This is a genomic window from Microbacterium sp. ZW T6_19 (genome assembly GCF_044987465.1).
Taxonomy (GTDB): domain Bacteria; phylum Actinomycetota; class Actinomycetes; order Actinomycetales; family Microbacteriaceae; genus Microbacterium; species Microbacterium natoriense_A.
In genome coordinates, this window is record NZ_JBJDRH010000014.1 from 25920 (window position 1) to 52046 (window position 26127).

Consider the following 26127-nt stretch of genomic DNA (forward strand, 5'->3'; position numbering starts at 1 on the left):
CAGCCGCCCCGGAGTACCCTCGATCCATGACGTTCAATCCGGATGCCGACATCTCGACCAACACGACACGTCGGCGCGGGCGGGGAGCCGTCGTCGCCGGCGCCGGTGGCATCGGTCTGCTCGGAATCATCGCGCTGATCGCGGGGCCTTTGCTGGGCATCGACCTGACGGGACTGATCCCGTCCGGCGACGGCAGCGGCGGAGGCGGTGGGGGTGCGGGTTCGCCCGAGGAGTCGAGTCTCACGGAGTGCAAGACCGGTCAGGACGCGAATGAGAAGGTCGACTGCCGCATGGCGGGAGCCGAAGTCGCACTGAACGCGTTCTGGGAGGACAACGTCACGGGCTACGTGAAGCCGGGAATGGTCGTCGTGGACGGGTCGGCCACGACCGCATGCGGCACGGCATCCAACGCGGTGGGCCCCTTCTACTGCCCGCCGGATCAGACGGTCTACATCGACCCGACGTTCTTCCAGCTCATGCAGCAGCAGTTCGGAGCATCCGCCAACGAGCTCGCGCAGCTCTACATCGTCGGGCACGAGTGGGGGCACCACATCCAGTACATCACCGGCACGATGGACAAGTATCCGAACAACGGCACCGGACCAGACAGCAACAGCGTGCGCACCGAGCTGCAGGCCGACTGCTATGCGGGAGCGTGGATCGCGCGCATGTCCGAGGAGAAGGACGCCGATGGCGTCCCCTATCTGCAGCCGTCCACCGAGGAGCAGCGCCGCGATGCGCTCAACGCCGCCCTCGTGGTCGGCGATGACCACATCCAGGAGCAGTCCGGCGGCTTCGTGAACCCCGAGAGCTTCACGCACGGCACCAGCGAGGAACGGCAGTTCTGGTTCGCGAACGGGTACGCGAACGGTCTCGATGTGTGCGCCGCGACGTTCACGCTCCCAGGGGATCGGCTCGGACCCCAGTAGCGTTCAGGGGTAGGTCTGTGATCTGGAGGATCGATGACGATGAATCTGGATGCGCTGTATCCGCCGATCGAGCCGTATGAGACGGGCGAACTGCTCGTGGGCGACGGCCACCGCATGTACTGGGAGGTCAGCGGCAACCCCGAGGGCAAGCCGGTCGTCTTCCTGCACGGTGGACCGGGCAGCGGCACCTCACCCTGGCAGCGGCGGTTCTTCGACCCCGAGTCGTATCGCATCGTGCTGCTCGATCAGCGCGGCTGCGGACGCAGCACGCCGCACGCGAGCGATCCCGGCGCCGACCTGCGCTACGTCACCACGGCGCATCTGATCGCCGACATCGAGCTGCTGCGCAAGAACCTCGGCATCGCCGCCTGGCAGGTGTTCGGCGGCTCGTGGGGGAGCGCGCTCGCGCTCGCCTACGCGCAGGCGCACCCGGATGCCGTCACCGAGCTCGTCCTCCGCGGCATCTTCACGCTGCGACGCGAGGAGCTCGAGTGGTTCTACGAGGGCGGTGCCGCAGCTCTCTACCCCGACCTGTGGGAGGCGTACGTCGCGCCCATCCCCGTGCTCGAGCGCACCCGCATGATCGAGGCATACCATCGGCGGCTGTTCGATCCCGATCCGGCCGTGCACGAACCCGCCGCGGTCGCCTGGACGACGTGGGAGGCCTCGACCGTGACGCTCGTGCCGGACGCCGAGCAGATCGCCTCGATGTCGGATGCGCACAGAGCCATCGCGTTCGCACGCATCGAGAACCACTTCTTCGTCCATCGCGGCTGGTGGGAGGAAGGGCAGCTGATCGCGGGGGTCGACGGCATCCGGCACATCCCCGCCGTGATCGTGCAGGGGCGGCACGACGTGTGCACGCCGATGATGACCGCGTGGGATCTGCACCGGGCCTGGCCCGAAGCGGAGTTCGTGGTCGTCGACGACGCCGGGCACTCAGCCGCGGAGCCCGGCATCCAGCGCGCCCTCCGCGCGGCGACCGATCGCTTCGCGGCGCGCTGACCGCTCGCCCCGGTGCGCTGGGCGATGGCCCCGGTGAGCGTCGCTCGCGACGACGCGCTCATGTCGCCGTTGGTGTGACCAGTTGGTGTAGTCGGTCGCAGGTGTGGCGGGCTGGGCCGGGCCGGGTCACCGTTGGTGTGACCAGTGGCGTGTTCGGTCGCAGGTTCGGCGGGCTGGCCGGGGCTGGGTCGCCGTTTGCGTGACCAGTTGGTGTAGCCGGTCGCAGGTTCGGCGGGCTACGCGCGCAGTGCCTTCAGCAGAGTCTTCACGAGCAGGGCCGCGCCGCCGTTCGCCCGGAACCTCGTGAGCCCCTCGCTGACGTCGGCGCCGGTGCGAGCCGACACGAACCAGGGCGGCTTCGGCAGAATCGTCAGCCGCCCGCCGCCGTTGGCTCCGGGCAGTGATCGCGGGAACGGCCGGAACGGTCCGCGGATCACCGAACGCTCCACTGCGTCGAGCAGCAGGGCGTTGTGCACGACACCGATCCCGCTGCCGACGTGGGCGATCGTGCTGCCCGGGAAGGCGCCCCACGTGAGCGTCGGAGTGATGAACCCGAACGCGGTCCAGCCGTTGATCGCGATCGAGCCGTAGCGCAGGTCGGCGATCGCCCTCTCGAATCCCGTGCCGAGCGACTTCTCGGTCGCGGGGTCGATCAGCAGGTTCGCGCCCAGCGTGCCCTGCAGCTCATCGTTCGCGTAGGCGACGGCCGCGTCGAGGAAGGCCTGTCCGGAACCGGGCACGGTGACGACGCCGAGCACGGGAGCGAAGTACTCGGTGCTGCGCAGGGCGGTGGAATCGTCGCCGTCGCCGATCTCGACCAGCACCCGATCGCCGAGCACGAGCGCGTCAGGGTAGGCGTCTGCCGCAAGCCCCATTCGAGAGGGCGCCCCGGGGTACCAGATCGGTCGCTCGGGGGCGTTCGCGTAGGCGCGGCGGAGCTCGGCACGGAACTGGTCGGCCTGCGCCCAGTCGCTCGACAGGATGACGACCTGGCCGGCGATGCAGTTGTGACCGCTGTTCTGCAGGCGCATCGTGGCGATGTGCTCAGCCTGGTACGTGAGGTCTGCGGCGGTCCAGTCGCCTGGGACGACGATGATCGGCGACACCCCGCCGAGCTCGGCGGTGATCGGCTTCTTCAGCTGCGGGCGGTTCTCGCGTCGGCGGCGTGTGGCGGCCGCGCCCGTGCCCCAGACGATCGCGTCGAAGGTCGCCGCCGATCCCGTGATGTGCACGTGGACGAGATCGGGGTGCCCGGTCAGGTATGCGCCGACCGCGGGGCCGCCGCGGACGATCCTGAGGAGCCCCGGTTCGATGAGCGGCGCGAATGCGCGCTTGTAGACCGGCACCAGAGCGTCCTGCGTGGGATTGACCTTGAGCAGAGCGGTGCGGTTGTGCGCGAGCAGCTCGTACAGCACGTCGAGCACGGGAATCGAGGTGATGTTGCCTGCGCCGAGCACCAGGCCGACTCCGCCGGATTCGGTCGGCGTGCGCTGGGCGAGCCCGGCGGCGGCACGCGCCTGATTCGGCGTGGTGCCGGGCTCGAGCCATACCTCGCCGGTGAAACCCGACAACAGGAATCGATCGATGCCGGTCAGCGGAAAGGTGTGGACCCGCGTGCGCCCGCCCGGCGCGCGGTCGATCTTGATGCCGTCGAGAGGGTTGGTGCCGTTCGCGAGTCGGGACAGCGTCTCGATGTACGCGTCGAGTGCGCCGAGCACGCTGTACGGGCCGCTCAGCCACTCCTCGCCGCGGAGCGGATGCCGGGCGTCGAGGCCCTTGGAGGCCGACGCCGTGTTCGCCCAGTCTTCGGCAGCGGATGCGACGCTCGTGCGCACCGCTCGAAGCAGGGTGACACGCTGTGCGATCGTCAGCGCCGACCAGATCGAGGCGCCGGTCTGCAGCTCGCCGATCGCCGTGTCGAGATCCGCGCGCTGACCATCACTCAGTTCGGCGATCACAGGCGGGGCGGCATCCGTCTTCGTGGCGGGCGTTGTCGCAGAAGTCATCGGCGTCTCCTTAAAGCGGGATCCCAGCTTATGCCGGAGGACGAGGTCGGGGTGCGGAAGAGGCGTTTCGTCCCGCTGCGGGCTCAGGCCTCGATGTCGCTCCGGCGCAGACGGTAGCGAGAGAGAGCCACGATGCTCGCGGCCATGAGCACGGCGGGCAGGATGCTGAAGCTCAGCACGATGCCGGTGACGGCGGCATCAGGCTGCTGCGCTGTCGCGCCTGCGACGGTCGACACGTAGCCGGTCGCGGCGAGCGTGAGCGAGACGAAGGTCGCACCGAGGGCGAAGCCGACGGTCTCGCCTGCGGTCCAGAATCCGGTGAAGGTTCCGGCCTGCCCGGGCGCGTTCGTGCGTTCGTCGTGCGAGATGACGTCGGGCAGCATCGCCATCGGCAGGGACTGCAGACCGGCGTAGGCGATGCCGGCGACGGCGACGGATGCATAGATCCACGCACCGGGAGCCCAGACGGCCGCCGTGATGGAGGCGGCGGCGATCGTGAACCCGGCGCTGGCGATGCGGAACGCGCGTTCCTTGCCGATGCGGCGTGCGATCGAGGTCCAACCCGGTGTCGCGAGCAGCGCGGGCCCGACGAGTGCGAGGAACACCAGCGTCACGGCGTCCTCCGATCGCAGCACCCAAGTGGCCACGTACTGCGCGCCGGCGAGCATGGTTCCCGTCGCGAGCGCCTGAAGCAGGAAGGTCGTGAGCAGAGCGCGGAACGGCTGGCTGCGGCGCAGGGCGCGGAATCCCGAGGCGTACTGCTCCCTCACGCTCGGCGGATGCTCCGTGGGGGAGGCGGGCGCGACGCGGCTCGCCGCCGCATCCGCCGTCTTCGACGCCACGTACATGCCGATGCCGATCACCAGACCCGCCGCGATGCCCATCAGCAGGTATCCGATCACCTGATCCGGGCCCGCTCTGCGCAGTTCGGGCCCGCCCGCGCCGAACAGCAGGATGGCTGCGGTGAGCACGATCACGCGCCAGCCGAGCAGACGAGTGCGCTCGTCGTAACTGCCGGTCAGCTCGGCGGGGAGCGCGACGTAGGGCACCTGGAACAGGCTGAACGAGGTCGCCGTCGCGAGGAAGGCGAGCAGTACGCAGATCGCTCCGGCCGTCGGCCCCCATGACGGAGGCACGGCGAAGGTGAGAGCGAAGAACAGTGGCAGCGTCATCGCTCCGGTGATCATGAACCCGCGCCGCGATCCTGTGCGCGCCAGCTGTCGATCGGACGCGGCGCCGATGAGCGGGTCGATCACCACGTCCCAGATCTTGGCCGAGGTGACGATCAGGCCGGCCGCGAGGGCGGCGACCCCGAGGTTGTCGGTGAGGAAGTACGTCAGCACGAGCCCGGGCAGCGTGGCATAGCCGCCGGTTCCCAGCGAGCCGATCGCGTACAGCGCGATCGTGCGCGCAGGGAGGCGTGCGGCGGATGCTCGCTCGGGTCGAGCCTCGGTGCTCATCGCGCCAGTGTAGCGGCGCGATGAGTCGTCAGATCAGGGCGAGCTCGCGGAGCTTCGCCTCGACGTCGGCGTTCGAGGGCTCGACGTGATGCGAGGAATCGGGATACACGACGACGGGGATGTTGGTGCGGCCCGAGATCTCCTTGGCGACGTCTGCCGCGGCGGGGTCGGCGACCAGGTCGACATAGGTGTATTCGATGCCGAGCTCGTCGAGCTGCTTCTTCGTGCGGATGCAGTCGCGGCACCAGTCGGCGCCGAACATCGTGATCTCGGATGCTGCAGGAGTGGTCATGCATCAAGCCTACGGCGGCGGCGATGGGAGAGGGCCGGGCGTGTTCCCGACTCCGTACCGCCTGCGGCAGCGACGCACGGATGCCGGAACCCCAGATTCCGGCCCCCAGCCATGCGGTGCAGACAGGCGGTACGGGCGGGGGTCAGTGGCCGGCCGCCGCAACCGGCGTCGCGCCGGCGGTGATCGCGTCGAGCGCTCGACGCAGCGATGAGCTCGAGGTATGAGCGGTGTACGGGAAGTACACGACCTCCACCCCGACCTCGGCGAACTCGCGCTCGAGGCGCAGGCCCTTCTCGGTGCCTCGCCAGTCGTCACCCTTGAAGAAGTGGGTGAACTGCACGTCGCGCCACGAGTCCATCTTGGATGGACTGGTCTCGACGTAGACCTCGTCGACGAACGAGATGTGTCGAACGATCTCCGCACGTTCCGCCGTAGGGATGACGGGCTCGATGCCCTTCACCTGGCGCAGCATCTCGTCGCTGACGACGCCCGCGATCAGAATGTCGCAGTGCTGCTTGGCGTGACGAAGAAGGTTCAGATGCCCGACGTGAAACAGGTCGAAGGCACCAACGGCATAGCCGATGCGCGTCCCCATGATCTCCCCAGATCAGTATTCCCCAGAAGCGGATCCCCATCCGCTCAGCGACTCCCACAGCCGCGTCGGATCAGACTAGCAGAACGATGACGTCGATGTCAGCAGACCGCCAGCAAGGAAAGAATCTTTACGAAATCGTCGGGACGGGTTCTCAACGCATAGCAAGGCGTGAAACGATAGGTGCGAAGCCGAAGAGGGGGAGCAGGTGGTGGCACAGGTCACGGTCATCGTGCCGACATACAACGAGCGCGACAACGTCGCCGAGCTCGTCGCGCGCGCCGCCGCCGCATTGGCCGGACGAGACGCCGAGATCCTCTTCGTCGACGACAGCACCGACGACACGGCACTCGAGGTCGGAAGGGTCGCCGCCGACGCTCCCCTCCCCGTCCGGGTGATCCACCGAGATGACAACACCGGCGGACTGGGCGGGGCCGTCGTGGCAGGGCTCAAGGCGGCCGCATCCGACATCTGCATCGTCATGGACGGCGACCTCCAGCATCCGCCTGAGCTGCTCCCCGCTCTTCTCGACCGACACGACGAAGGCGACGCGGACGTCGTCGCCGCCTCGCGTTACATCGGCGGCGGAGACACGAGCGGACTCGGAACCGCCGTGCGCTTCGGCGTCTCGCGAGCGGCCACCTGGCTCACCAAGGCGATGTTCCCGATTCGCCTGGCGCGCAGCACCGACCCGATGACCGGCTTCTTCCTCGTCGATCGCTCCCGGCTCGACCTCGCCACGCTCAAGCCGCAGGGGTTCAAGATCCTCCTCGAGATCCTCGCCCGCACCGATCTGCGCATCGCCGAGGTTCCGATGGAGTTCGCCGAGAGGCGCCACGGCACCTCCAAGGCGAGCATGCGTCAGGGCGCCACGTTCGTCGCGCATCTCGCCAGGTTGCGCTTCGGCAAGATGTCGCTGTTCGCACTGATCGGCGTGATCGGCGCGGTCGTCAACCTCGGCATCATGTGGCTGCTCGTCGAAGCGGGAATCCCCTATGTGTGGGCGGCGATCATCGGCGCCGAGGCCACGATCGTCGGGAACTTCCTGCTGCAGGAGCGCTTCGTCTTCGCCGACATGCGGACGGATGCTCGAGGAATCGGCATCCGCTTCCTCACCTCCTTCGCGTTCAACAACGCCGAAGCGGCGCTGCGCATCCCGGTGATGGCCCTCATGGTCGAGACCTGGCACATCTCCAGCGTGCTCGCGACCGGGCTGTCGCTCATCGTCGCGTTCTTCGCGCGGTTCCTGTTCCACTCGCTCGTCGTGTACGCGCCGAGCCGGAGGCGGGCGGATGGCGTCGAGCCGAAGCCGGACACCGCCGCGATCCGCGTCATCAAGGCCATCGACGCCGAGGCCGTTCGGCCGGGGGAACTGTGAATCCTCAGGGACGCCCCATGCCGACGTAGGTCCATCCAGCCGCGCGCCATGCGGCGGCGTCGAGCCCGTTGCGTCCGTCGACGATCACGCGCCCGACGGTCAGCGATGATGCGTGCTCCGGTGAGAGATCGCGGCGGTACTCGTCCCATTCGGTGACGAGGATGACGGCGTCGGCACCGCGGAGGGCCTCATCACGGTCTTCCACGTAGGTGAGCTGCGGGTGCTGGCGGCGGGCGTTCTCGATGGCTTGCGGGTCTGTCACGACGACGTCGGCGCCGAGCCCGCGCAGGCGGACGGCGACGTCGAGGGCGGGGGAGTCGCGGATGTCGTCGCTGTGCGGTTTGAAGGCGGCGCCGAGGACCGTGATCCGCTTGCCGACGACGTCGCGGTCGAGGGCGTCGAGCACCAGTGTGACGGCGCGCTCGCGTCGGCGGAGATTGATGGCGTCGACTTCGCGGAGGAAGCCGACGGATTCTCCGCGGCCGAGCTCTTCGGCGCGGGCGGCGAATGCGCGGATGTCCTTAGGGAGGCATCCGCCGCCGAAGCCGATGCCGGCGCCGAGGAAGCGCCGGCCGATTCGGACGTCGTGGCCGATCGCCTCGGCGAGCTGGGTGACGTCGGCGCCCGTCGCCTCGGCTATTTCGGCCATCGCGTTGATGAAGGAGATCTTTGTCGCGAGGAACGCGTTGGCCGCCACCTTCACCAGCTCTGATGTGGCGAGATCGGTCACGAGGAACGGTGTGCCCTTCGCCACCGCGGGCGCGTACACCTCTCGCAGGACGTCCGCGGCTGTCTCGCCCGCGTCGCCCGCAGGCACCCCCACCACCAGTCGGTCCGGATCGATGGTGTCTTTGACCGCGAATCCCTCACGCAGGAACTCAGGATTCCAGACGAGCGTGGCCCCCGCGCTCTCGACGATCGGAGTCAGCGTCGCTGCGGTGCCGACAGGCACGGTCGACTTGCCCGCGACGATGTCGCCGGACGACAGATACGGCGCAAGTTCCGCGAAGGCGGCGTTCACGTAGGTGAGATCGGCGGCGTATCCGTCCTTCTTCTGGGGCGTGCCGACGCCGACGAAGTGCACTGCCGCGCCCCGGGCTTCGGACATGTCGGTCGTGAAGCGCAGTCGGCCCGAGGCCACTCCTTGCTTCAGTATCTCGGGCAGCCCTGGCTCGAAGAACGGCGCTTCGCCAGCCGAGAGCGACGCGATCTTGTCTGGGTCGAGGTCGATGCCGACGACGTCGTGGCCGATTGAGGCCATGGCGGCAGCGTGAACCGCGCCGAGGTATCCGCAGCCGATGACAGAAATCTTCACGGTGCTCCTTGAGGTGAGACCACCGGATGCCGGTGGTGATGGTGGTGTCTTCAGAGATGCCGGTCAGTGCGCGTGCTGCCGGTGTCGAGCTCGAGACCGCGAGCGAGCGCCAGGGCTCGGCGGAACGCCGCGAGAGTCCTGTCGCGAGACACCGACCATTCGCGCGCCGACAGGTCAGGGTGAGCGGATCGTCCACGAGAACACGCCAGAGCGTCGGTCAGGATCTCCGGCGTCAGAGCGCCGTCGAACAGGGTCACCCAGCCTTCGCCCACCTCGGCGGCGAGATCACGGTTGACGTGGTTGTCCGGTACCAGGACCGGGCGATCGGCGGAGAGCGCAGCGAGTGCCGTGCCGCTGTTGTGCATGTGGCGGTACGGCAGCACGACGAGCTCGGATGCGGTGATCGCGCGTACGAGCTCTTCGTCGTCGAGGAATCGCGGATCGATGGTCACCCTCGGATCGCCGCCCGCCGCCTGGCGCAGCGCGTCGACGAGGTCTGTCGACGATGGCTTGCCCGCGATTCCCAGTGACAGCGAAGGATCGTCGATGCCGACGAACGCCGCCACGAGGTCCTCGACTCCCTTGTAACGGCGGATGAGCCCCACGTAACCGAACCGGCCCGGCACAGCCTCCCCGCCCATATGCGGAGCGAACCAGTCCCGGTAGTGGCCGTGCTCGACGGTGACTGCGGGTATGCCGGGCCGCGGAGGAGTCCGGTCGTTGAGTCTGATGTCGAGGGTGGTGAGGCGGTCTATCCGATCGAGTACGCGGTGATCGAACGCGTTGATGTTCGTCGGTCGTTCTATGTTGTGCACAGTGCGGACGATCGGCACTCGCGTGAGGCGCCATCGGAGCAGGAGCAACGAGGTCACCATGCGGCGTACCGTGCGGCCGCGCCAGTTGTGACCGCCGACCAGCAGCTCGGGCCAGTGAAGATGCACGATGTCGTAGCGGCCGAACAATGCTGCCATCGGGCGGTACGGCGTGACGTCGGCCACTTCGCTCAGCGCATCGAACAGCTGCGTGATGTACGGATTCGTCGTGCTCTTCGGGCGACGGAACGACTCCAGCACCCGGATCCTGCGGCCTTCCTGTGCCATCACCGGGCACCTGCCTTCTCGGCGATCGCGTGCGCGTACCATTCCGAGACCAGACCGGGCAGCCGCGAGACCGACCATCGGTCAGTGGCGCGACCGCCCTCGGAGGCCGCCTCCTCGAGCTTGACGACGAGATCGGCGACGATGTCTCCGTCCAGTGACGCGACGTGGCCATTCGAACCGGCGAGGGCGGGCGGGCCGCCGAGCGGCAGGCAGACGACGGGGCACCCGATCGTGCTCGCTTCGGCCACGACCCACCCCGCCTGGTCGCGCATCGACGGGAAGAGGAAGACCTCGGCACGTGCGATCGCGTCCAGCACGCGATCGCGCGGCTGATGACCGAGGAACCGGACGCGGTCTTCGATGCCGAGGCGGCGGACTCGTGCGCGGAGCCGCTGCTCCTCGTATCCCTCCCCGTACAGGTCGAGGGTCCAGGTGTCCGTGCGCGCGATCGCATCGACAGCCATCGCGGCGCCCTTCAACGCGATCAACCTGCCCGCGAACACCGCGTGCCGGGCATCGACGCGTGCCGCCCGGGGCGGCAGGTCATCGAGAGTCGCGTTCGGCTCGACCACGACGGTGCCTGCGCGAGTGGAGAAGTGCTCCGCGACCTGCTGGTTCTGCGCGATGACGACGGAGGCACGGCGAGCGACCCTGTCGCCCACGAACCGGCGGATGAGGGCCGTGAACGTGCCGCGGACGATCTCGGTGAGAGTACCGCGAACGCCCAGCCAGCGCGACAGCTTCAGCACCGGCGGTGTGCTGGCGCCTCCGATCGGCCCCCAGATGAGAGGCACATCGTGCAGAGCGACCAGGCCGCACGGCATCCAATCGTTCGCGAAAGAGACATGATGGGCCACATCGAAGTCGTATGTGGAGTGCAGTTCGCGGGCGCGGCGGCCGAGCGCGCGCTGCCAGGCTGCGTAGTACCAGTAGAGGTCCCATGAGCGACGCTTCAACCGCATTAGGCGCGGCGACAGGTCGAGGTAGTTCACGTGCAGTCGCTCAGCAAGAGCCGGGTCCGCAGAGAGGGCGGCGTCGATCGACTCGCGAAACCGGTGCCTGGTGATGACCCAGACATCGTGATCCCTGGTCGCCGCACGTGCGAATTCCCATCCGGCGCGCGCCTCGGGTTCGGAGACCGGGCCGCAGGCGTAACCGCTCACGAGCACGCGCGGGCGTCGTTCTCCGGCTGAATGAAGCCCCGAATCCATACAAGTCCCCCTACCTCATCGGTTCGCACCGGCCCATGGCCTCCCCAGGTGCATGAACCTGTTGAATACTAAGTCATACCGGCTTCCGGATCAGAGCTTCTGTTTCGTCGCTCGGTACAGAAAGGGGGAACGGCATGGCGTCAGCGGAAGAGCATGCGTCCGAACCTTCGGTCGCGATCTGCATCCCGACGTTCCGCAGACCTGCGGATCTGACCCGTCTCCTGGCGGCCCTGCCGAAGACCATCGAGGCAGCGCGGGGAGCCGGTCTGCTGGGCGACTTCGTCGTCATCGTGATCGACAACGATGAGGCGGAGAGCGCTCGGGCGATCGCATCCGAAGCTCCCCTGCCGGTGCGCTACGTCGTCGAGCTCGAGCGCGGAGTCGTCGCGGTGCGCAACCGTGCTCTGGACGAGGCGGCGGGCTCCGCGCTGATGGTGTTCATCGACGATGACGAGACCCCGGCGGACGTGGGATGGCTTTCGCTCATGCTGCGGGCGCGTGAGGACTTCGGGGCCGGGCTCGTCGCAGGACCGGTACGGACGGTGACGGAGGGACCCCTCGACCCATGGGTCGTCGCTGGCGGATTCTTCGCCCGAGCGCACCGCAGCGGGCTCGGGACCGGATCTCCCCTCACTCGGGCGGCGACCAACAACCTCTTACTGGATCTGTCCCTCGTCGAGCGCAGCGGCGTCCGGTTCGACCCCAGATTCGGGCGCACGGGTGGCGAGGATTCGCTCTTCACCTCTCAACTGCATGCCCACGGGGTGCGTATGGTCTGGTGCGCAGAGGCGGTCGTCCTCGATCACCTGCCCGTCGAACGTCAGACCCGGGCGCACGCACTGGAACGTACCGCGGGCATGGCGAACGCGGGGGCGCGAGTCGCCCTCGCCCTCGCGGGCACGCGGCCTCGGCGGATCGCCGTGCGGCTGAGGTCGGTCGCGAGCGGTGTCGTTCACTGGATCGGCGGAGCGTCGCGCGGAATCGCCGGGGCTGTCCTGGGATCCGAGCGGCTGGTCGCAGTCGGGGCGAAGGAACGTGCCAGAGGGCGGGGCAGCATTGCGGGTGCGGGCAATCGCTCTCGCGACCTATACGGTGGTGGCGGGGTCCGATAAGCCGAGATCGGTGCGGATGCGAGGACGGGATGGGTCCTCCGATGAGGGAGCGTGGGGCGGATGCTGGGGCAGTCGACGAGTTTCAGAGAGGCTTTCGCGAGCCTGAAGGCGGCACAGAAGGGCCATGCCCGGGGAGCGCCCGCGTATTCGGTCTACGTGAATCGGAAGATCGGACGGGTGTTCGCCGCTTTCGCGCATACGCAGGGATGGACGCCCAATCAGGTGACGGCTGTCAGCGCCGTCCATACGTTCGCCGGGATCGCCCTGATCGTCGCGCTGCCGCCGACATGGTGGTCGGGTCTGCTGATCGCCGTGCTGCTCGCCTCTGGATACGCCTGGGACTCCGCCGACGGACAGGTCGCGCGACTGCAGGGAGGCGGCAGCGCCGCCGGTGAGTGGCTCGATCACTTCGTAGACGCGGCCAAGCTGTCGTTGCTGCATCTCGCTGTTCTCGTGGGGCTCTGGCTGCACACACCGCTGCGTGACACCGCGTGGCTCATCGTGCCGCTCGCATTCTCCGCGATCTCCACAGTGACGTTCTTCGGGATGCTGCTCAACGACCTGCTGAAGGCGTCTCGCAACGTCGGATCCACCCATTCGCGCGGCGGCGGTACGTTTCTGCGGTCGACGATCCTGCTTCCAACCGATTTCGGCATCGTGTGCCTCGTCTTCGCATTCTGGGGATGGACCGAAGCGTTCGTCGTCCTGTACACGCTGCTCGCGGCCGCAGCCCTCGCGTTCCTGGCGCTCGCTTCCGTCCGCTGGTTCCGTGAGATGAAGAGCCTCTGACCATGGATGCCGCTCTCGGAGTCGTCGTCGTCAACTACGCGTCGTCCGCGCTCCTGCGGGCGAATCTCTCCGAGACGGTGCGTGAGGTCGAACCGGCGCTCGTGGTGGTGGTGGACAACCTCTCTTCGTGGTCTGAGCGGATCGCGGTGCGCGCGCTCGCCGCGGAGCACGGATGGGAGATCGTGGAGGCCGAGACGAACCTCGGTTTCGGCGGCGGCGTCAACGCGGGTGCCGAACGTGCGCTGAGTCTCGGTGCGCAGGACCTGCTGCTGCTCAACCCGGATGCCACGATCTCCGCGGAGGCGGTGCGCGCGCTGCAGCGGCGGGCCACATCATCCAGGATGACCGCGTTCGCCCCCACGATTCTGGACGGAGCAGGGAAGATCTGGTTCGACGGAGCAGACGTTTACCTCTCCGATGGTCGGACGATGGGCGTGCGTCGGCGCTCAAGCCGTCAGGATGAGGCGCGGTGGGAATGGTTGTCGGGGGCGTGTCTGCTGATCCCCGACATGCTGTGGCGTGCGACAGGCGGGTTCGATCACGACTACTTCCTGTACTGGGAGGATGTCGACTTCTCCCGACGCGTGATCGATGTGGGTGGAGATCTCGTCGTGGTCTCCGAGGCGATCGCGGTCCATGACGAGGGTGGGACTCAAGGTCGGGATCCCTCCGATCGGGCGAAATCCGAGGGGTACTACTACTACAACATCCGCAATCGGCTCATGTTCGCGGCGAAGCATCTCGACGACGAGGATGTGCATCGGTGGAGGCGTGGGGCGTGGGCGTCCGCTCGCGAGGTCCTCCTCCGCGGTGGTCGTCGTCAGTTCCTTTCGAAGCCGTGGATACCTCTCGGCGCCGCGTTCAGGGGCGTGCGTGATGGACGTCGGATCTCGAGGCGATCGTCGCGGGCGTTCACTGCGCGACCTGCCACGCAGAGCGGCGCGCCGGGGGTACAGTGCGAGGAGACAAGCGGGGGACAGGGAGAGTCGTGACGACTGAAGAGAGTGGTTCTGAGACGTCGGCACGCGCGCGCAGATGGTGGATCATCGCTGCCGCTGCCGCGGTCGTCATCATCCTGGTGCTCGTCATCGGGATGGCGACCGGGTGGGGGCGCGGCTCATCGACATCGTCCGGCGGCCCGTCGGCGTCGTCCGTGCCGGGCGACTCCGACCATTCCTCACCATCACCATCGACCACCACGGGAGCAGATCCCGACGGTGACACACCCGCCACGGTCGCACCGCGAGAGACGTCAGCGCCCGTACCTCTGGACCAGGTCGCAGAGCCGGCGTCCGGCGTTCGAGTCAGTCTCGCATCGATCACGGCGATCTCCGGCCAGGCATCGGTGCCCGGCGAGGTCGCAGGGCCTGCGTTGCAGGTGACCGTCAACGTCGAGAACGCGAACGACAGCGACGCACTCACAGACACGCTCATCGTGAACGTCTACTACGGCACGGACCGCACACCGGCCAACATCCTGGTCCAGCCCCGCCAGGACCTCCCACTGTCGATCGCGCCCGGCGAGGCCGCACAGGGCGTCTACGCATTCACTGTGCCGGAGGCCGCGCGGGGTCAGATCCTGGTCGAGGTCGATCTCTCCGTGGACCTTCCGGTCGTGCTGTTCGAGGGTCCTGTCTCGTAGCACGTTCGCCGGTGTCGCGAGCACCAGTATATTCGCGCTTTACTTTCGATGCTCGGGGCTCTAGAGTCAAGTAGCTACACCATTGGGGAATGGTGTGCTTCTTACTGGGGATTGGCCGCTCAGCGGCCTCATGGCAATTGGGGACACGTCCATGCGCACGTACAAGCCGTTTCGGAAGTCACTGGCATCGGTCGTCATCGCAACCGTGATCGGAGCACTGCTCGCAGTGGTTCCGGTGGCAGCGAACGCCGCCGCGTGGGAGGATCAGCTCCCACGAGAAGACTGGCCCGAACCTGTCTCCGCCGATGCGCTTCCCACCGTCCAGATCGGCAATGGCGTGATCTGGGGCGTGGAGGTCGCGGGAAACACCGCCTACGCGGTCGGCGAGTTCAGCACTGCTCGGCCCGCCGGCGCCGAGCCCGGTGTCAACGAGGTCGCGCGCAACAATTTCTTGGCGTTCAACGTCGCAACGGGTGAGCTGCTCCCGTTCGCTCCCTCATTCAACGCAGCTGTCAAGGATGCTGCCGTCACTCCTGACGGCACCAAGCTAGTCGTGGTCGGCAACTTCACGCAGGTTAACGGCCAGGTTCGCAACCGCATCGCGGTCTTCGACCTCGCGACGGGCCAGCTCGCTCCCCTGACGAAGACGCCGGAGCTCAACGGCCCGGCAAGTTCGGTCGCCGTGACCAACACGGTGGCCTATGTCGGGGGGTATTTCAGCGCCGTCAACGGTGAGAGCAGCGCGCGTCTCGGCGCGATCCGTCTCACGAACGGCAACATCGTCGCGGCGTTCCGTACGCGTTTCAACGACGCCGACGGCGTTCGGCAGCCGACGCTTCCCGACAACCAGGTGCTGGCGCTGACGGTGAACGCGGACGGCACCAAGCTGATGGCGGCGGGCAACTTCACCCGCGCGGCGTTCGCCAACGGGACCGGCACCGCATACAGCGTCGCCAACGGCCGGGACGGCAACTCGCAGGGCTACGGCATCGCGATGTTCGACACAGCGGACGGTTCACGCGCGGTCACGTTGAACGCGAACAGCGAGGTGCGCAACGCCGGCGGAAACGCCTGGATCTTCTCACTCACCTCGGACAGCAACTACGCTTACGGCACCGGTGGTCACTGGGGTGGCTCCGGCACCATCGAGGGCGCATTCTCGATCGACTGGTCCAGTGGCGACGTGAACTGGATCGAAGACTGCCACGGTGACAACTACGACATCGCGTCGGTCGGCGACCTGCTCTACTCGGCCTCGCACCACCACTACTGCGGCAACTCGGGCGGCTTCTCGCAGGTCGACACCGGTGGATGGACGTTCTACCATTCCACCGCGTGGACCAAGGAGATCTCGGGAGTGAACACCGCTGACCCGTACGGCTATCCGGATCACCCCGGCATCGCGCACCCGCAGCTGACCTATTGGTTCCCGTACACGCCGTCCGGAACCTACACCGGCAAGAATCAGGCAGTCTGGACCGTCGATGGCAACGCGCAGTATGTCGTGTACGGTGGCGAATTCACCTCGGTGAACGGCGGAGCCCAGCAGGGACTCGTCCGATACACCGTCAAGTCGAACGCTCCGAACAAGCAGGGGCCACGTCCCTCGCAGGAGCAGGAGCGCGCGGCGCACGACGCCGACCAGACGTTCAGCGCCTGGTGGGCGCCGAAGGTGAGCACCGCGATTCCCGGTGCGCTGCGTGTGTCGTTCCCGACGGTCTTCGACCGTGATGACACCGACCTCACGTACCGCCTGTATCTCGACACCGAGAACGCGGCCGGTCTCGTCAAGGAGTTCAAGCTTGATACGCCGTTCTGGCAGTACAAGACGCTGACGGCAAGCATAATCGGGCTCGCTGCGGATTCGACCCACCAGTTGCGAGCGGTCGTCAGCGACCCTTACGGCAACACGTTCAAGTCCGATTGGACCAGCGCGACCGTGGCGGGTGGCTCCGCGTCGCCGTACCTGCAGAACGTCGCGACAGACGATATTGCGCACCTGTGGCGGCTGGGCGAGGCCAGCGGTGCCTCGGCAGATCTGATCGGGGGGTCTGCGCTGAACCTCGCAGGTCGTATGACCCGCGGGCAGACCGGTGCCCTCACGAATGACGTAGACAAGGCGATCGCGTTCAACACCAGCATCATCTCCAGTCAGAACAACGGCAACGGCTACTCCACTGTGCGTGAGCAGGGACCCGACACGTTCACGGCCGAGAGCTGGTTCCGCACGACGTCCACGAGCGGCGGCAAGATCATCGGGTTCGGCAGCGCGCAGACGGGCACGTCCGGCTCCTACGACCGTCAGATCTACATGAGCAACTCCGGTCAGATCTACTTCGGCGTGTATCCGGGCGAAGTGCGCTCGATCAACACGACGCAGTCCTATCGCGACGGTGCATGGCATCACGTGGTCGCGACCCTCGGCTCCACCGGTATGAAGCTGTACGTCGACGGCGACCTCAAGGCCGAGCGCTCCGATACTACGAGCGGTCAGTCCTACCAGGGCTACTGGCGAGTCGGCAACGACGGCTTGAGCGGATGGCCCGGGGCCCCGTCGAGCGCACAGTTCGAGGGGTCTCTCGACGAGATCGCCGTCTACAACGAGGCGCTGTCGGCGCAGCGGGTCAGCTCGCATTACAACGTCGGTAAGACCGGGACGATGCCCAACGTTGCACCGACGGCGGCGATCGGCGCGCCTGTGATCAACGGGCTGGACGTGGGGTTCAACGGCGGCGGCACTGACAGCGACGGAACAATCGCCTCCTACAGCTGGAACTTCGGAGACGGAACCACCGGCACTGGCGCTGCAGCCGCGAAGACCTATGCGGCGGCGGGAACCTATACCGTGACCCTCACGGTCACGGATGATGACGGCGCGACGGGGCAAGCCACCACCACGGTGACGGTCGCGCCGATCCCCAACCAGGCCCCGACGGCCCAGTTCGCGACCCCGGTGACTGATGCGCTTTCTGTCTCGGTCAACGGCACGACGTCCACAGATCCCGACGGCACCGTCGTCGGCTACGCCTGGGACTTCGGCGACGGCGGGACAGCCTCGACCGCGACAGCCGCGCACGCATACGCGGCGGCGGGCACCTACACGGTCACGCTCACGGTCACGGACGACGATGGTGCGACTTCCTCGAAGACCGCGCAGGTGACGGTCGCGGAAGCGGTCATCGGACTCATCGCCGCTGACGCCTTCGACCGGACTGTGGCGAATGGGTGGGGCACAGCGGATCTGGGAGGCTCCTGGTCGCTGCGAGGAACAGCGAGCCGATTCTCTGTCGCTGGCGGTCTCGGGAAGATCGCATTGCCGGCGTCCGCTGCCAACACCCTGTACGCGGACCTGAACGCCGTGTCCAGCGCGAACACGAGGATCGATGCGGTCTTCAGCGTCGACACCCTCGTCGAGGGTCAGTACGTCGCACTGGTGGGTCGTCGGGTCGGGTCGACGAACTACATCGCTCGCCTGCGGCTCCAGGCCGACGGCGGTGTCAAGCTCTACCTTCTGCAGGACGGTTCCACCGCGATCGCTCCGGCTCTCCAGGTGCCGATCACGATCGTGCCCGGCGAGAAGTATGTGCTGAGCATGGAGGTCACCGGCACCAATCCCACCACCGTCAAGGCGAAGGTGTGGAAGCAGTCGGAGACGGAACCTACGACGTGGCAGCGTGAAGGGACGAATGCTCTCGCGGCCCTTCAGGTGCCGGGTGCGGTGTCGGTGTTCACTTACCTCCCGAACACGCCCACCGGTGGTGGGGTATCGTTCGATTCGATCACCGTCAAGGACCCGACCGCAGCGCAATGATCAAGGAAGGACGTCAAGAGCAGGCCATGCGTCCCGTCATACACGTGCAACTGTACGACGTGGCTCGAACGGCCCACTTCGAACGGATACTTCGATCGGACGTCTGCACGACGGTGCTGTACTCGCAGCGGCGGTACGACTTCGACGCCGATCTGGCTGCCAGAGTCGGGGCTCGCAGGGCCGGTACGTTCGGTGCGTTCTGGTACGCATTGCGCAACGACATCGATGTGCTCGAGATCGCGGAGCCGCTCCTTGTGAGGGCGGCTCCGCGATCGCTCTCAGCGATCGTCGGGGCACGCATCCGTGCCGGCATCCGTCGACAGCGCGTCGTGGTCGTCGCTTATGCGATCGAGAACAAGGACCCGAAGGACGGCTTCTCGACTCTGCCATTGAGAGCTCGACTGAAGCTGCGAGTACAGAGGATGTTCGTCCGCCGCGTCTGGCGCTCGCTCGATCGCGTCGCGTTCGGCACGTCGCAGGCTCAGGACCTCTACGATCGACTGCTCGGACGCAGCCACGCCACGTGCCGTCTGATCCCTGCTCTGCCGGTGGCCGACGGCGCGGTGCGGGAGACCGGCATCCGCCAGCCGATCGTCACCTTCCTCGGGGAGTTCTCGGAACGCAAGGGCTTCCCGCTGCTGCTGCGGGCTTGGCCGATTGTGAAGGCCGCGCATCCAGACGCCCGACTCGTGCTGATGGGTAAAGGCGCGGGCGCCGACGAGGCGCTTCTGCTCGCCCGCGACGATGGCGCGGTGAGGGTCGAGATCGACCCTCCGCGTAGCCTCATCTTCGAGCTCCTTGCGCAGTCCAAGGTGCTTGCGCTCCCATCGCAGCCACGGCCGCGCTGGCGAGAGCAGGTCGGTCTGCCGATCGTCGAAGCTCTCGAGAGGGGCTGTCTCATCGTCACCACTGCTGAGACAGGGCTTGCCGCATGGCTCGCCGAGCACGGTCATGGCGTCGTTGCAGATCCGGATGATGCGAGGAGTCTCGCCGCCGCGCTCATAGCCTCGTTGAAGAGCGATCGCACGGCAGCGGATGTACTTGCCGACCTTCCTTCCAAGGATGGTCGCGCCGAGGCCGAACGATGGATCGTCGCGAATTCGAGCGCAGCATGAGCATGTGGCGCAACGTCGGTTCCGCCGCGGTCGTGAAGGTCGCGGTGATGGGAGTCACCGGACTCATCGGCCTCGTCACGAGTCGCATGATCATCCAGAGCTTCGGCGTGGAGGCATACGCGCAGTACGGACTGCTAGCGAGCCTGCCGACGCTGCTGCCGTTCGCAGACTTGGGCCTCGCCGCTGTCGTCATCAACGCAGTAGCCGAATCCGGCGATCCGCGCAAGGATGCGAAGATGCGCAGGGCTCTCGTCAGCACCGTGCGTCTGCTCCTGCTGGCCAGCGCGGTGATCGTCGCGGTCGCCTTCCTTCTCACTCTGCTCGACGCGTGGCCGCGGATCCTGGGTGACGGTCTCATGCCGGAGGGGAACGTCGTGGCAGGCGTGTGCCTTGCCTTGTTCGGTCTGACACTCCCGTTGACGCTCGGCCCCCGGATTCTTATCGGACTCGGTCGCAACACGATGCAGATCGCGACTCAGGTGATCACGGCCCCGTTGATCTTCGCCCTGATCGGGGCTTGCGTGGTGTTCGGCGTTCGGGCAGACCAGTACATCGCGGTGGCTGCATACCTGGCGTCGACCGTCGTGTCTGTGATCGCATTGAGCATCGCCGCGCGGTTGATATCACCGCAGATGGGTCTGCTCTCCCGCGAGGTCTTCCAAGTGCGGAAGGCGCCGGGTGTTCCGGTTGTGAACATGGCCTGGCCCATGCTCGTGCAGCTGCTCGCCTTGCCGGTCGCGATGCAGACCGGTCGCATCCTGGTCAGCCACGTCGGCGGGGTGGAACAACTCGCCGAGTACAACCTGGGCTATCAGATCTTCGGGATCGCTCTGCAGACGATCTCGGCCGCGGGAGTCGCGCTGTGGCCGATCTTTGCGCGAGCTCGCGCGGCTGGCCGCGTCGAGAGCCCGTGGGTGCCCACCTTCTGGTTCCTCGGCGGAGGACTCGTGATCGCGGGCGGCATGGCTGCGATCTCGCCCTGGCTCGCCACGATCATCTCTGACGGCGCCCTGGCTCTCTCATGGCAGCTGATTGTCGCATTCGTCGTCTTCGTGGCACTGCAAGCGGCGAAGTACCCGGTCGGCATGTACATGACCGACCTCGCGGGTCTGCGCTTTCAGGTTCTGCCCACGATCGTCATGATTCCGATCGCGCTGGGCGGCTCATGGCTGCTCATTCCGCTACTGGGCGCAGCGGGGAACCTGATCGCCGTGTCGTTCGCCGTGGCCGTGTGCCAGGTGCTTCCGAACCTGATCTACGTGCGATCGGATGTTCGGCGCCGACGTCGTGAAGCGGCCCTGGAGCCTGCAGTCGCGGAGTGAGACGCTCTCGAGCGGGGCAAGGACACGGATCCGCATCAGCGCCGCGCGAACCAGCGTGGCTGCTCGTACACGTACCGCAGCACCCGGTTCCTCGCGAACGCTCGGCTCAGCAGGAGTGAGACCGCGATGGCGACGGCGGCGAGGACAGGCGGCAGCACCGAACCCAGCACAGCCAGATCGGGGAGTGGAACCGTACGACTGAGCAACCAGACGATGATCAGGATGACGGTCGTATGGGTCAGATACACGGGCAGTGTGCGTGTACCGAGGTACTGCGGACCTGGCACGCGGGCAAGTGCCTGGCTGAGGGCCACGCCGGCAAAGACACCGACTACGCAGCAGACGAAGTAGTATCCCGGGAACGAACGGAAGTCGAGCGAGGTCCCTGCGAGCGCGATCCCCGCCCACAGGAGGAAGACCGCAACGAGGACTATCGGGCGGGCTGAATTGCTCCAGCGGATGATCCGGTCCCGCAGCAGGATTCCGCAGAGGAAGAAGAAGAAGTACTTCGCGCTTCCGACCCAGCCAGTGTTGCCGACGAAGAGGTTCGACAGCGCAACGATAGACAGTAAGCCGCTCGCGCCGAGTTGCGCCACGATGGGGAGCTTGTGCATCAGCTTGGCGACCGCGAAGAAGAGTGCGAGCGCCCAGATGAACCAGAGTTCAAACCTCGGCAGGAACGGCGCCCACAGCAGATCCTTGAGCTGACCGAGATAGTTCCCCTCGGCGCCCTGTACGTTCAGCCCCAGCATGAACGAGAAGGTGGCGATGACGCTCCATAGGGCGAACACCCAGACGAACAGTGAGATCTTGAAGCCCCAAAGGTCCCGCCAGCTCGCCCGCATCCACTTCACCGCGAAGAGTCCGGACATCGTGAAGAACAGGGGGAGCCGTATCGAGGCTATGGTCTCATCGAAGAAGTCCCAGCCCTCGATGCCGAACCCCGCCTCGCCGAGCCAGTTGGTGGAATGGAACAGCACGACGAGCGCGATCGCCAGGCCACGGCCTGCATCGACCCATTCGATCCGCTGCGTGACGGGTTTGCTCACACGGCCCCCTTAGGGCGAGAGCGCGTGCGAAGGATCGGTACCGGTGAGAGAGAGTGCAGATCGGCCCGCGGGCCGGTGAACGTGTATGACGCATAGCCGATGGCGAGTGAGAGCACCAGCGGCCATAGGCGCAGCGCAGAGTCGAACGGACTGAACAGGATGTCCCAGAGCGCTCGGATCGCGAGGTAGACAAGCAATGGTGTCAGCGCTCCGGCGACGTATCCTCGCTTGATCGCCATGGCGAGCAGGATCAGGATCGCGACGATCATCGCGACACCCGGCAATCCGTACCAGATCCAGAAGTCGCCCAATACCGAATGGACTTCGATGCCCGTGCCGAACATGAAACGCTCGACGTATCCGTTGTTCGGATCATAGCCGATACCCGCCATCGACGACTTTGCGGCCTGGACGTCGTCGTACGTCGCCTTGATTCCCGAGCCGAGCCCCCAGGGATAGCGGGTGATGAGAGCGATGCTCGCGGCGATTTCCGGGCGGCCGCCGACGACGACACTGCCGCCGCGGGCGATCTGCTCGGCGGTGCGCGCCTGGGTGACCTCGCCGAAGTATCCCTCGAGGATCGCTCCCTGGAGCATCATGGCGATCAGTCCGCCGACGGCCGCGAGCGAGAGCACACCTCCCCACCCGCGAGACCGGGGCGAGCCGGTGGCGGAGAGACGCTGCCAGATGAGCACCACGCCCGTGAGCAGCAGGAACGCGGAGTTCGATCGCGAGTCGTTCATCAGCCCGATGATCGAGAGCCCGCCGATGGCGCTGAGCGTCAACACGAGACGATCGGTCATGGAGCACAGCGCCAGGACGAACACTCCGACCGGGACGGAGAGCGTGAATCGCCAGAAGTTGGGATCATCGCTGACATGGAGAGGGATTGATGCCGCTAGTCCTGCCGCGAAAGCGAGAGAGGTCTTCGCCAGGGATGTGACCCGGTGCGCCCAGATGAGGAATCCCACCACCGCTGCCAGCTGCAGTAGGGCGACAGCCCGTGCAGCCAAGTCGTAGCTGAGCTGCGTGTGATCAACCGAGTGGAACATCGTGAGGATCGCGCCGGACGCCGTCGCGAGGATCGCTGCGATGCAGAGCATCCGCGGCCACCGCATCCGCAGGGCTGTCCCGAACCACAGCGGCGACAGTAGAACTGCCGCAGCGCCGCCGGCAGTCAGAGCGAACTGCATGTCGATGCGCAGCGCGATGAGAACGGTCACGCCCAGGGCGACCGCCTGAGCGGCGGGTGAGCGGCTCTCGTTCCGAGGGACGAACGCAACGGGCAGGGGAGAGACGGGTGCAGAAGGCACCGGCACCACCTCCCACCGCCCCAGCAGCACCACGCGGCCTGCGTAGCAGTTGAAGCCTACCAATGGAGGTCGGGGAGCACGTAGCGTGGACGCAGAGCCGAGTGCGTCCACGCTACGTCGTCGCACGGTCAGTCGATGATCTGACCGAGCAGAAGACCGCTCGTCGCTCCGATCCGCGTCGCGATGTTCGACGGCAGAGGCGTAACGATGCCTGAGACGAGACTGGCCGCAGCGGAGGTGAGCGCATAGGACGGCGTCAAGGGGGAGGTGCCTTCGAGGAGCCTCGACTTCTGATCGCCTCCCGTGTGCGCCTGGAATTCCGCGAGCGTCTTGAAGCTGCGGGTACCTGCGGGTCCGTTCGCCCAGCACGCGAAGTTGCCGGGGGCCGTCGCGCTCGCGCGGTGATAGAGATTGGAGTCCATCGTGATCTTGAACTCGTTTCCGTACCACCGACGCGTGGTGTCCTGAGTGAGGATCGGACATGCCCCGGTACCGAAGGAGACGACGTTGTTCTTCACCGTGATGTTCTTGACGACCCACGGGATCTTCGACGCCAGCGCGGCATCGGTCTGACGACGCTCATCCTGCATGAACCAGAACGAGCGGGCATTGGACGCGAACGTGTTGTTCCAGATCTGGACACCTCCCGCGTTGTAGATCATCAGGGCGGTGTGACCGGCGTTCGCGAACGTGTTGTCCGCGATCAGGGCCTTCTCGCTCGCTTCGTAGAGCAGACCGTAGCGACCATTTCCGGAGATCGTGTTGCCCACGATGGTGGCGTTGTACGCCGACATGTCGAACCACAGGCCCGACGAGACGTTGTCGGAGAACGTGCTGTCTTGGATGACCACATCACTCGAAGCAGTGATCTTCATACCGCCAGACACCGGAGCGGGCTTGAACCGCTCGACGTTGTTGCCGTCGACCTGCGAGTTCTTGATCGACAGGCGATCGGCCTTGTTCGCGCCGATACCCATCAAGCCGTTCTGGGTGACGGTCAGGTTGCGGAACTGATGATCGGCGGCCCAAGCGTAGAGCCCGATCGTCGCGTTCTGAGTGATGACCAGGTTCTCGAGGGTGATCTTCGGCACCTCGACCGTGATCGCGCCCATCTGGTTCACCGTCGTGGCGTAACCGCGCACGCCGAGACCACGCACGGTGGACCCGGAGCCGGCGATGGTCAGGGCCTTCTGGAGTGTGCTCGCCTGGACGGTCTTGCCGGTGGGATCGGAGCCGAGGACCAGCTTCTTCTGAGCGGTGTCGACGAAGAAGGTCCCTGATGTCAGTTGCGTTGCACTGCCGACCTGACGCTGAGCGACGCCATCGACCCACACCTGATCGGGGTATCCGGCGTACGGATTGGTTGCGTCCGTCCACCGCGAGGTCTCGTCGGAGCTCTTGCTGAACGACACGCGACGGTCGAAGTCGTAGCTCCAACCGCTGACTGCCCAGGCGGAACCGGACTGCTGCCAGCCGGTCACCTTCGAGCGTCCATCCAGCCACACGGCCTCACCGGGGTAGGACTGGATGGTCAGCTTCTTGCCGATCGGGATCGTGACCGTCTCGTGGTACGTGCCTCCGCGCAGCACCAGCGTGGCCCCGGACGGGGCCTTCGCCACCGCGTACGCCAGGCTGCCGTACGGCGACTGAGGAGTACCGCTGCCAGAAGATGCTCCACCCGCCCTGACGTAGACGGCGCCGGAGGGAACCGCGTATGCGGTCGAGCCGACCGCTGCGGACCCGGTCATCGCCGGAGGCGCAGTCGGCGTCTCCGGTTCCGTGGGTTCGGTCGGTACAGGTTCTTCCGGCTGCGTGGGCGTGGGTGTGGGTGTGGGTGTCGGTTCGGGCATGGTCGCGTGACGCGCAGAGAAGTCATCCACCATGAGATCGAGTGCGGGAGTGCCGGACGAAAGGTACGCGCCGACGCCGATTGCGCCGGCGTGAGAGATCCGCTGGACGGAGCGGTCCGTGTATGACAGCTGCCAATCCGGCGCGGTCGTGCCGACCCTCCAGACACGCGCGGCGAGCGCCACCGCGGAGTCGCCTGTGGCGGCGAACTCGATGGTGTATCGATCCTCTGCTGCGGTGTTGCGGAGCAGGACGGTGTCGCTGACGAGCACGACCTCTTTCGCGACGCTGCCGTCGTAGCGGCTGATCGTCATCGAGACGCGCTCGGAAGCGGTGATTCGGGCTCGCGCCTGATAAGAGTGCCCGTCAGCTGCACGAAGGATCGCGGACGTCGTCGCACCGTTGCCGCTCTCCGGGAGCTCGGACGGCCAGAAAGTGAACGTGACGGAAGAGTCGAGATCTATTCCTCCGGCGAGTGTGTTGACGGCGAATGTCGATGGCTTCAGGCGGAAGACGCCGGTGCCCTCCGCCGCCTCGAGGACGGTCGAGTTGTTGCTCGACCAGACGCCGCCGACGGCCGCGGATCCCCAACCGCCATCTGTCGACCGATCGAACTGGTCCTGGGCGAGGAGGCCGGTGTCGGCAGCAGCAGATGCGATCGGAGCCATGGCTCCGAGGAGCGTGAGAGCGAAGGCCGCGGCAATGGCGGTGGAGAGCTGGGTGATGCGTCGGGTGGAGCGTTTCGAAGGGGTGGCGATATTCATGTACGTCCTGAGCAGTTCCGTATCGGAGTCCCCCTGCCATCGCCGAAGATAGCACCCCCGCCGTGATCGTTACC

20 protein-coding genes are annotated in these 26127 nt (G+C 66.6%); 10 read left to right on the forward strand and 10 right to left on the reverse strand.

Annotated features, from left to right (window positions below):
- Positions 1-26 precede the first annotated feature (26 nt).
- Both ACI3KT_RS17075 and pip read left to right on the forward strand, forming a co-directional pair.
- Positions 27-929 (forward strand): neutral zinc metallopeptidase, encoded by a 903-nt coding sequence (locus ACI3KT_RS17075; RefSeq protein WP_404905681.1) that lies wholly within the window; start codon positions 27-29, stop codon positions 927-929.
- Between the two features lie 33 nt (positions 930-962).
- Positions 963-1934: a prolyl aminopeptidase gene (gene pip, locus ACI3KT_RS17080; protein WP_307294315.1), complete on the forward strand. Its 972-nt coding sequence runs from the start codon at positions 963-965 to the stop codon at positions 1932-1934.
- Positions 1935-2170: 236 nt separating this feature from the next.
- Here the strand turns inward: pip and ACI3KT_RS17085 are convergent, their stop codons facing one another.
- The 4 genes from ACI3KT_RS17085 to ACI3KT_RS17100 form a co-directional block, all read right to left on the reverse strand.
- A complete protein-coding gene (locus ACI3KT_RS17085; RefSeq protein WP_404905682.1) occupies positions 2171-3940 on the reverse strand; it encodes an aldehyde dehydrogenase family protein in 1770 nt (589 codons plus the stop codon).
- 83 nt (positions 3941-4023) lie between these two features.
- Positions 4024-5400 carry an MFS transporter gene (locus ACI3KT_RS17090; protein ID WP_404905683.1) on the reverse strand — a complete coding sequence of 459 codons (1377 nt, stop codon included), beginning with the start codon at positions 5398-5400 and terminating at the stop codon, positions 4024-4026.
- Between the two features lie 28 nt (positions 5401-5428).
- Positions 5429-5692, reverse strand: a complete 264-nt coding sequence (locus ACI3KT_RS17095) for a glutaredoxin family protein (protein ID WP_404905684.1) — start codon at positions 5690-5692, stop codon at positions 5429-5431.
- 142 nt (positions 5693-5834) lie between these two features.
- Positions 5835-6287 (reverse strand): adenylyltransferase/cytidyltransferase family protein, encoded by a 453-nt coding sequence (locus ACI3KT_RS17100; RefSeq protein ID WP_292907951.1) that lies wholly within the window; start codon positions 6285-6287, stop codon positions 5835-5837.
- Between the two features lie 208 nt (positions 6288-6495).
- Here ACI3KT_RS17100 and ACI3KT_RS17105 point away from each other — a divergent pair, with 208 nt between their 5' ends.
- The gene (locus ACI3KT_RS17105) at positions 6496-7662 is read left to right on the forward strand and encodes a glycosyltransferase (RefSeq protein WP_292907949.1); all 1167 of its coding nucleotides are present in this window, start codon (positions 6496-6498) and stop codon (positions 7660-7662) included.
- Positions 7663-7666: 4 nt separating this feature from the next.
- Here ACI3KT_RS17105 and ACI3KT_RS17110 read toward each other — a convergent pair whose 3' ends face one another.
- The 3 genes from ACI3KT_RS17110 to ACI3KT_RS17120 are packed head-to-tail and all read right to left on the reverse strand — an operon-like array spanning position 7667 to position 11288.
- On the reverse strand, positions 7667-8977 hold the full coding sequence (locus ACI3KT_RS17110; protein WP_404905685.1) for a UDP-glucose dehydrogenase family protein: 1311 nt from the start codon (positions 8975-8977) through the stop codon (positions 7667-7669).
- Positions 8978-9027: 50 nt separating this feature from the next.
- Positions 9028-10077 carry a glycosyltransferase gene (locus ACI3KT_RS17115; protein ID WP_404905686.1) on the reverse strand — a complete coding sequence of 350 codons (1050 nt, stop codon included), beginning with the start codon at positions 10075-10077 and terminating at the stop codon, positions 9028-9030.
- The gene (locus ACI3KT_RS17120) at positions 10077-11288 is read right to left on the reverse strand and encodes a glycosyltransferase (RefSeq protein ID WP_404905687.1); all 1212 of its coding nucleotides are present in this window, start codon (positions 11286-11288) and stop codon (positions 10077-10079) included. Before ACI3KT_RS17120 ends, ACI3KT_RS17115 begins: the two co-directional genes overlap by 1 nt.
- A gap of 134 nt (positions 11289-11422) precedes the next feature.
- Between ACI3KT_RS17120 and ACI3KT_RS17125 the strand changes: the two genes are divergently transcribed.
- The 7 genes from ACI3KT_RS17125 (at position 11423) to ACI3KT_RS17155 (ending at position 21079) form a co-directional block, all read left to right on the forward strand.
- Complete coding sequence (locus ACI3KT_RS17125) at positions 11423-12400, forward strand: glycosyltransferase family 2 protein (RefSeq protein WP_404905688.1); 978 nt, start codon at positions 11423-11425, stop codon at positions 12398-12400.
- Positions 12401-12460: 60 nt separating this feature from the next.
- Positions 12461-13189 (forward strand): CDP-alcohol phosphatidyltransferase family protein, encoded by a 729-nt coding sequence (locus ACI3KT_RS17130; RefSeq protein ID WP_404905721.1) that lies wholly within the window; start codon positions 12461-12463, stop codon positions 13187-13189.
- 2 nt (positions 13190-13191) lie between these two features.
- A complete protein-coding gene (locus tag ACI3KT_RS17135; protein WP_404905689.1) occupies positions 13192-14181 on the forward strand; it encodes a glycosyltransferase family 2 protein in 990 nt (329 codons plus the stop codon).
- A complete protein-coding gene (locus tag ACI3KT_RS17140; protein WP_404905690.1) occupies positions 14178-14831 on the forward strand; it encodes a hypothetical protein in 654 nt (217 codons plus the stop codon). The genes ACI3KT_RS17135 and ACI3KT_RS17140 overlap by 4 nt, the downstream gene beginning before the upstream one ends.
- 151 nt (positions 14832-14982) lie before the next feature.
- A complete protein-coding gene (locus ACI3KT_RS17145) occupies positions 14983-18642 on the forward strand; it encodes a PKD domain-containing protein (RefSeq protein ID WP_404905691.1) in 3660 nt (1219 codons plus the stop codon).
- A gap of 44 nt (positions 18643-18686) precedes the next feature.
- Positions 18687-19757: a glycosyltransferase gene (locus ACI3KT_RS17150; RefSeq protein ID WP_404905692.1), complete on the forward strand. Its 1071-nt coding sequence runs from the start codon at positions 18687-18689 to the stop codon at positions 19755-19757.
- Entirely contained in the window at positions 19727-21079 is a 1353-nt protein-coding gene (locus ACI3KT_RS17155) for a lipopolysaccharide biosynthesis protein (protein ID WP_404905693.1), read from the forward strand. Before ACI3KT_RS17150 ends, ACI3KT_RS17155 begins: the two co-directional genes overlap by 31 nt.
- 35 nt (positions 21080-21114) lie before the next feature.
- Here the strand turns inward: ACI3KT_RS17155 and ACI3KT_RS17160 are convergent, their stop codons facing one another.
- From ACI3KT_RS17160 to ACI3KT_RS17170, 3 genes are all read right to left on the reverse strand, one after another.
- Positions 21115-22128, reverse strand: coding sequence for an acyltransferase family protein (locus ACI3KT_RS17160; protein ID WP_404905694.1), 1014 nt, complete (start codon positions 22126-22128; stop codon positions 21115-21117).
- Entirely contained in the window at positions 22125-23441 is a 1317-nt protein-coding gene (locus ACI3KT_RS17165; RefSeq protein WP_404905695.1) for a hypothetical protein, read from the reverse strand. Before ACI3KT_RS17165 ends, ACI3KT_RS17160 begins: the two co-directional genes overlap by 4 nt.
- 128 nt (positions 23442-23569) lie before the next feature.
- Positions 23570-26053 carry a right-handed parallel beta-helix repeat-containing protein gene (locus tag ACI3KT_RS17170; RefSeq protein WP_404905696.1) on the reverse strand — a complete coding sequence of 828 codons (2484 nt, stop codon included), beginning with the start codon at positions 26051-26053 and terminating at the stop codon, positions 23570-23572.
- Positions 26054-26127 lie beyond the last annotated feature (74 nt).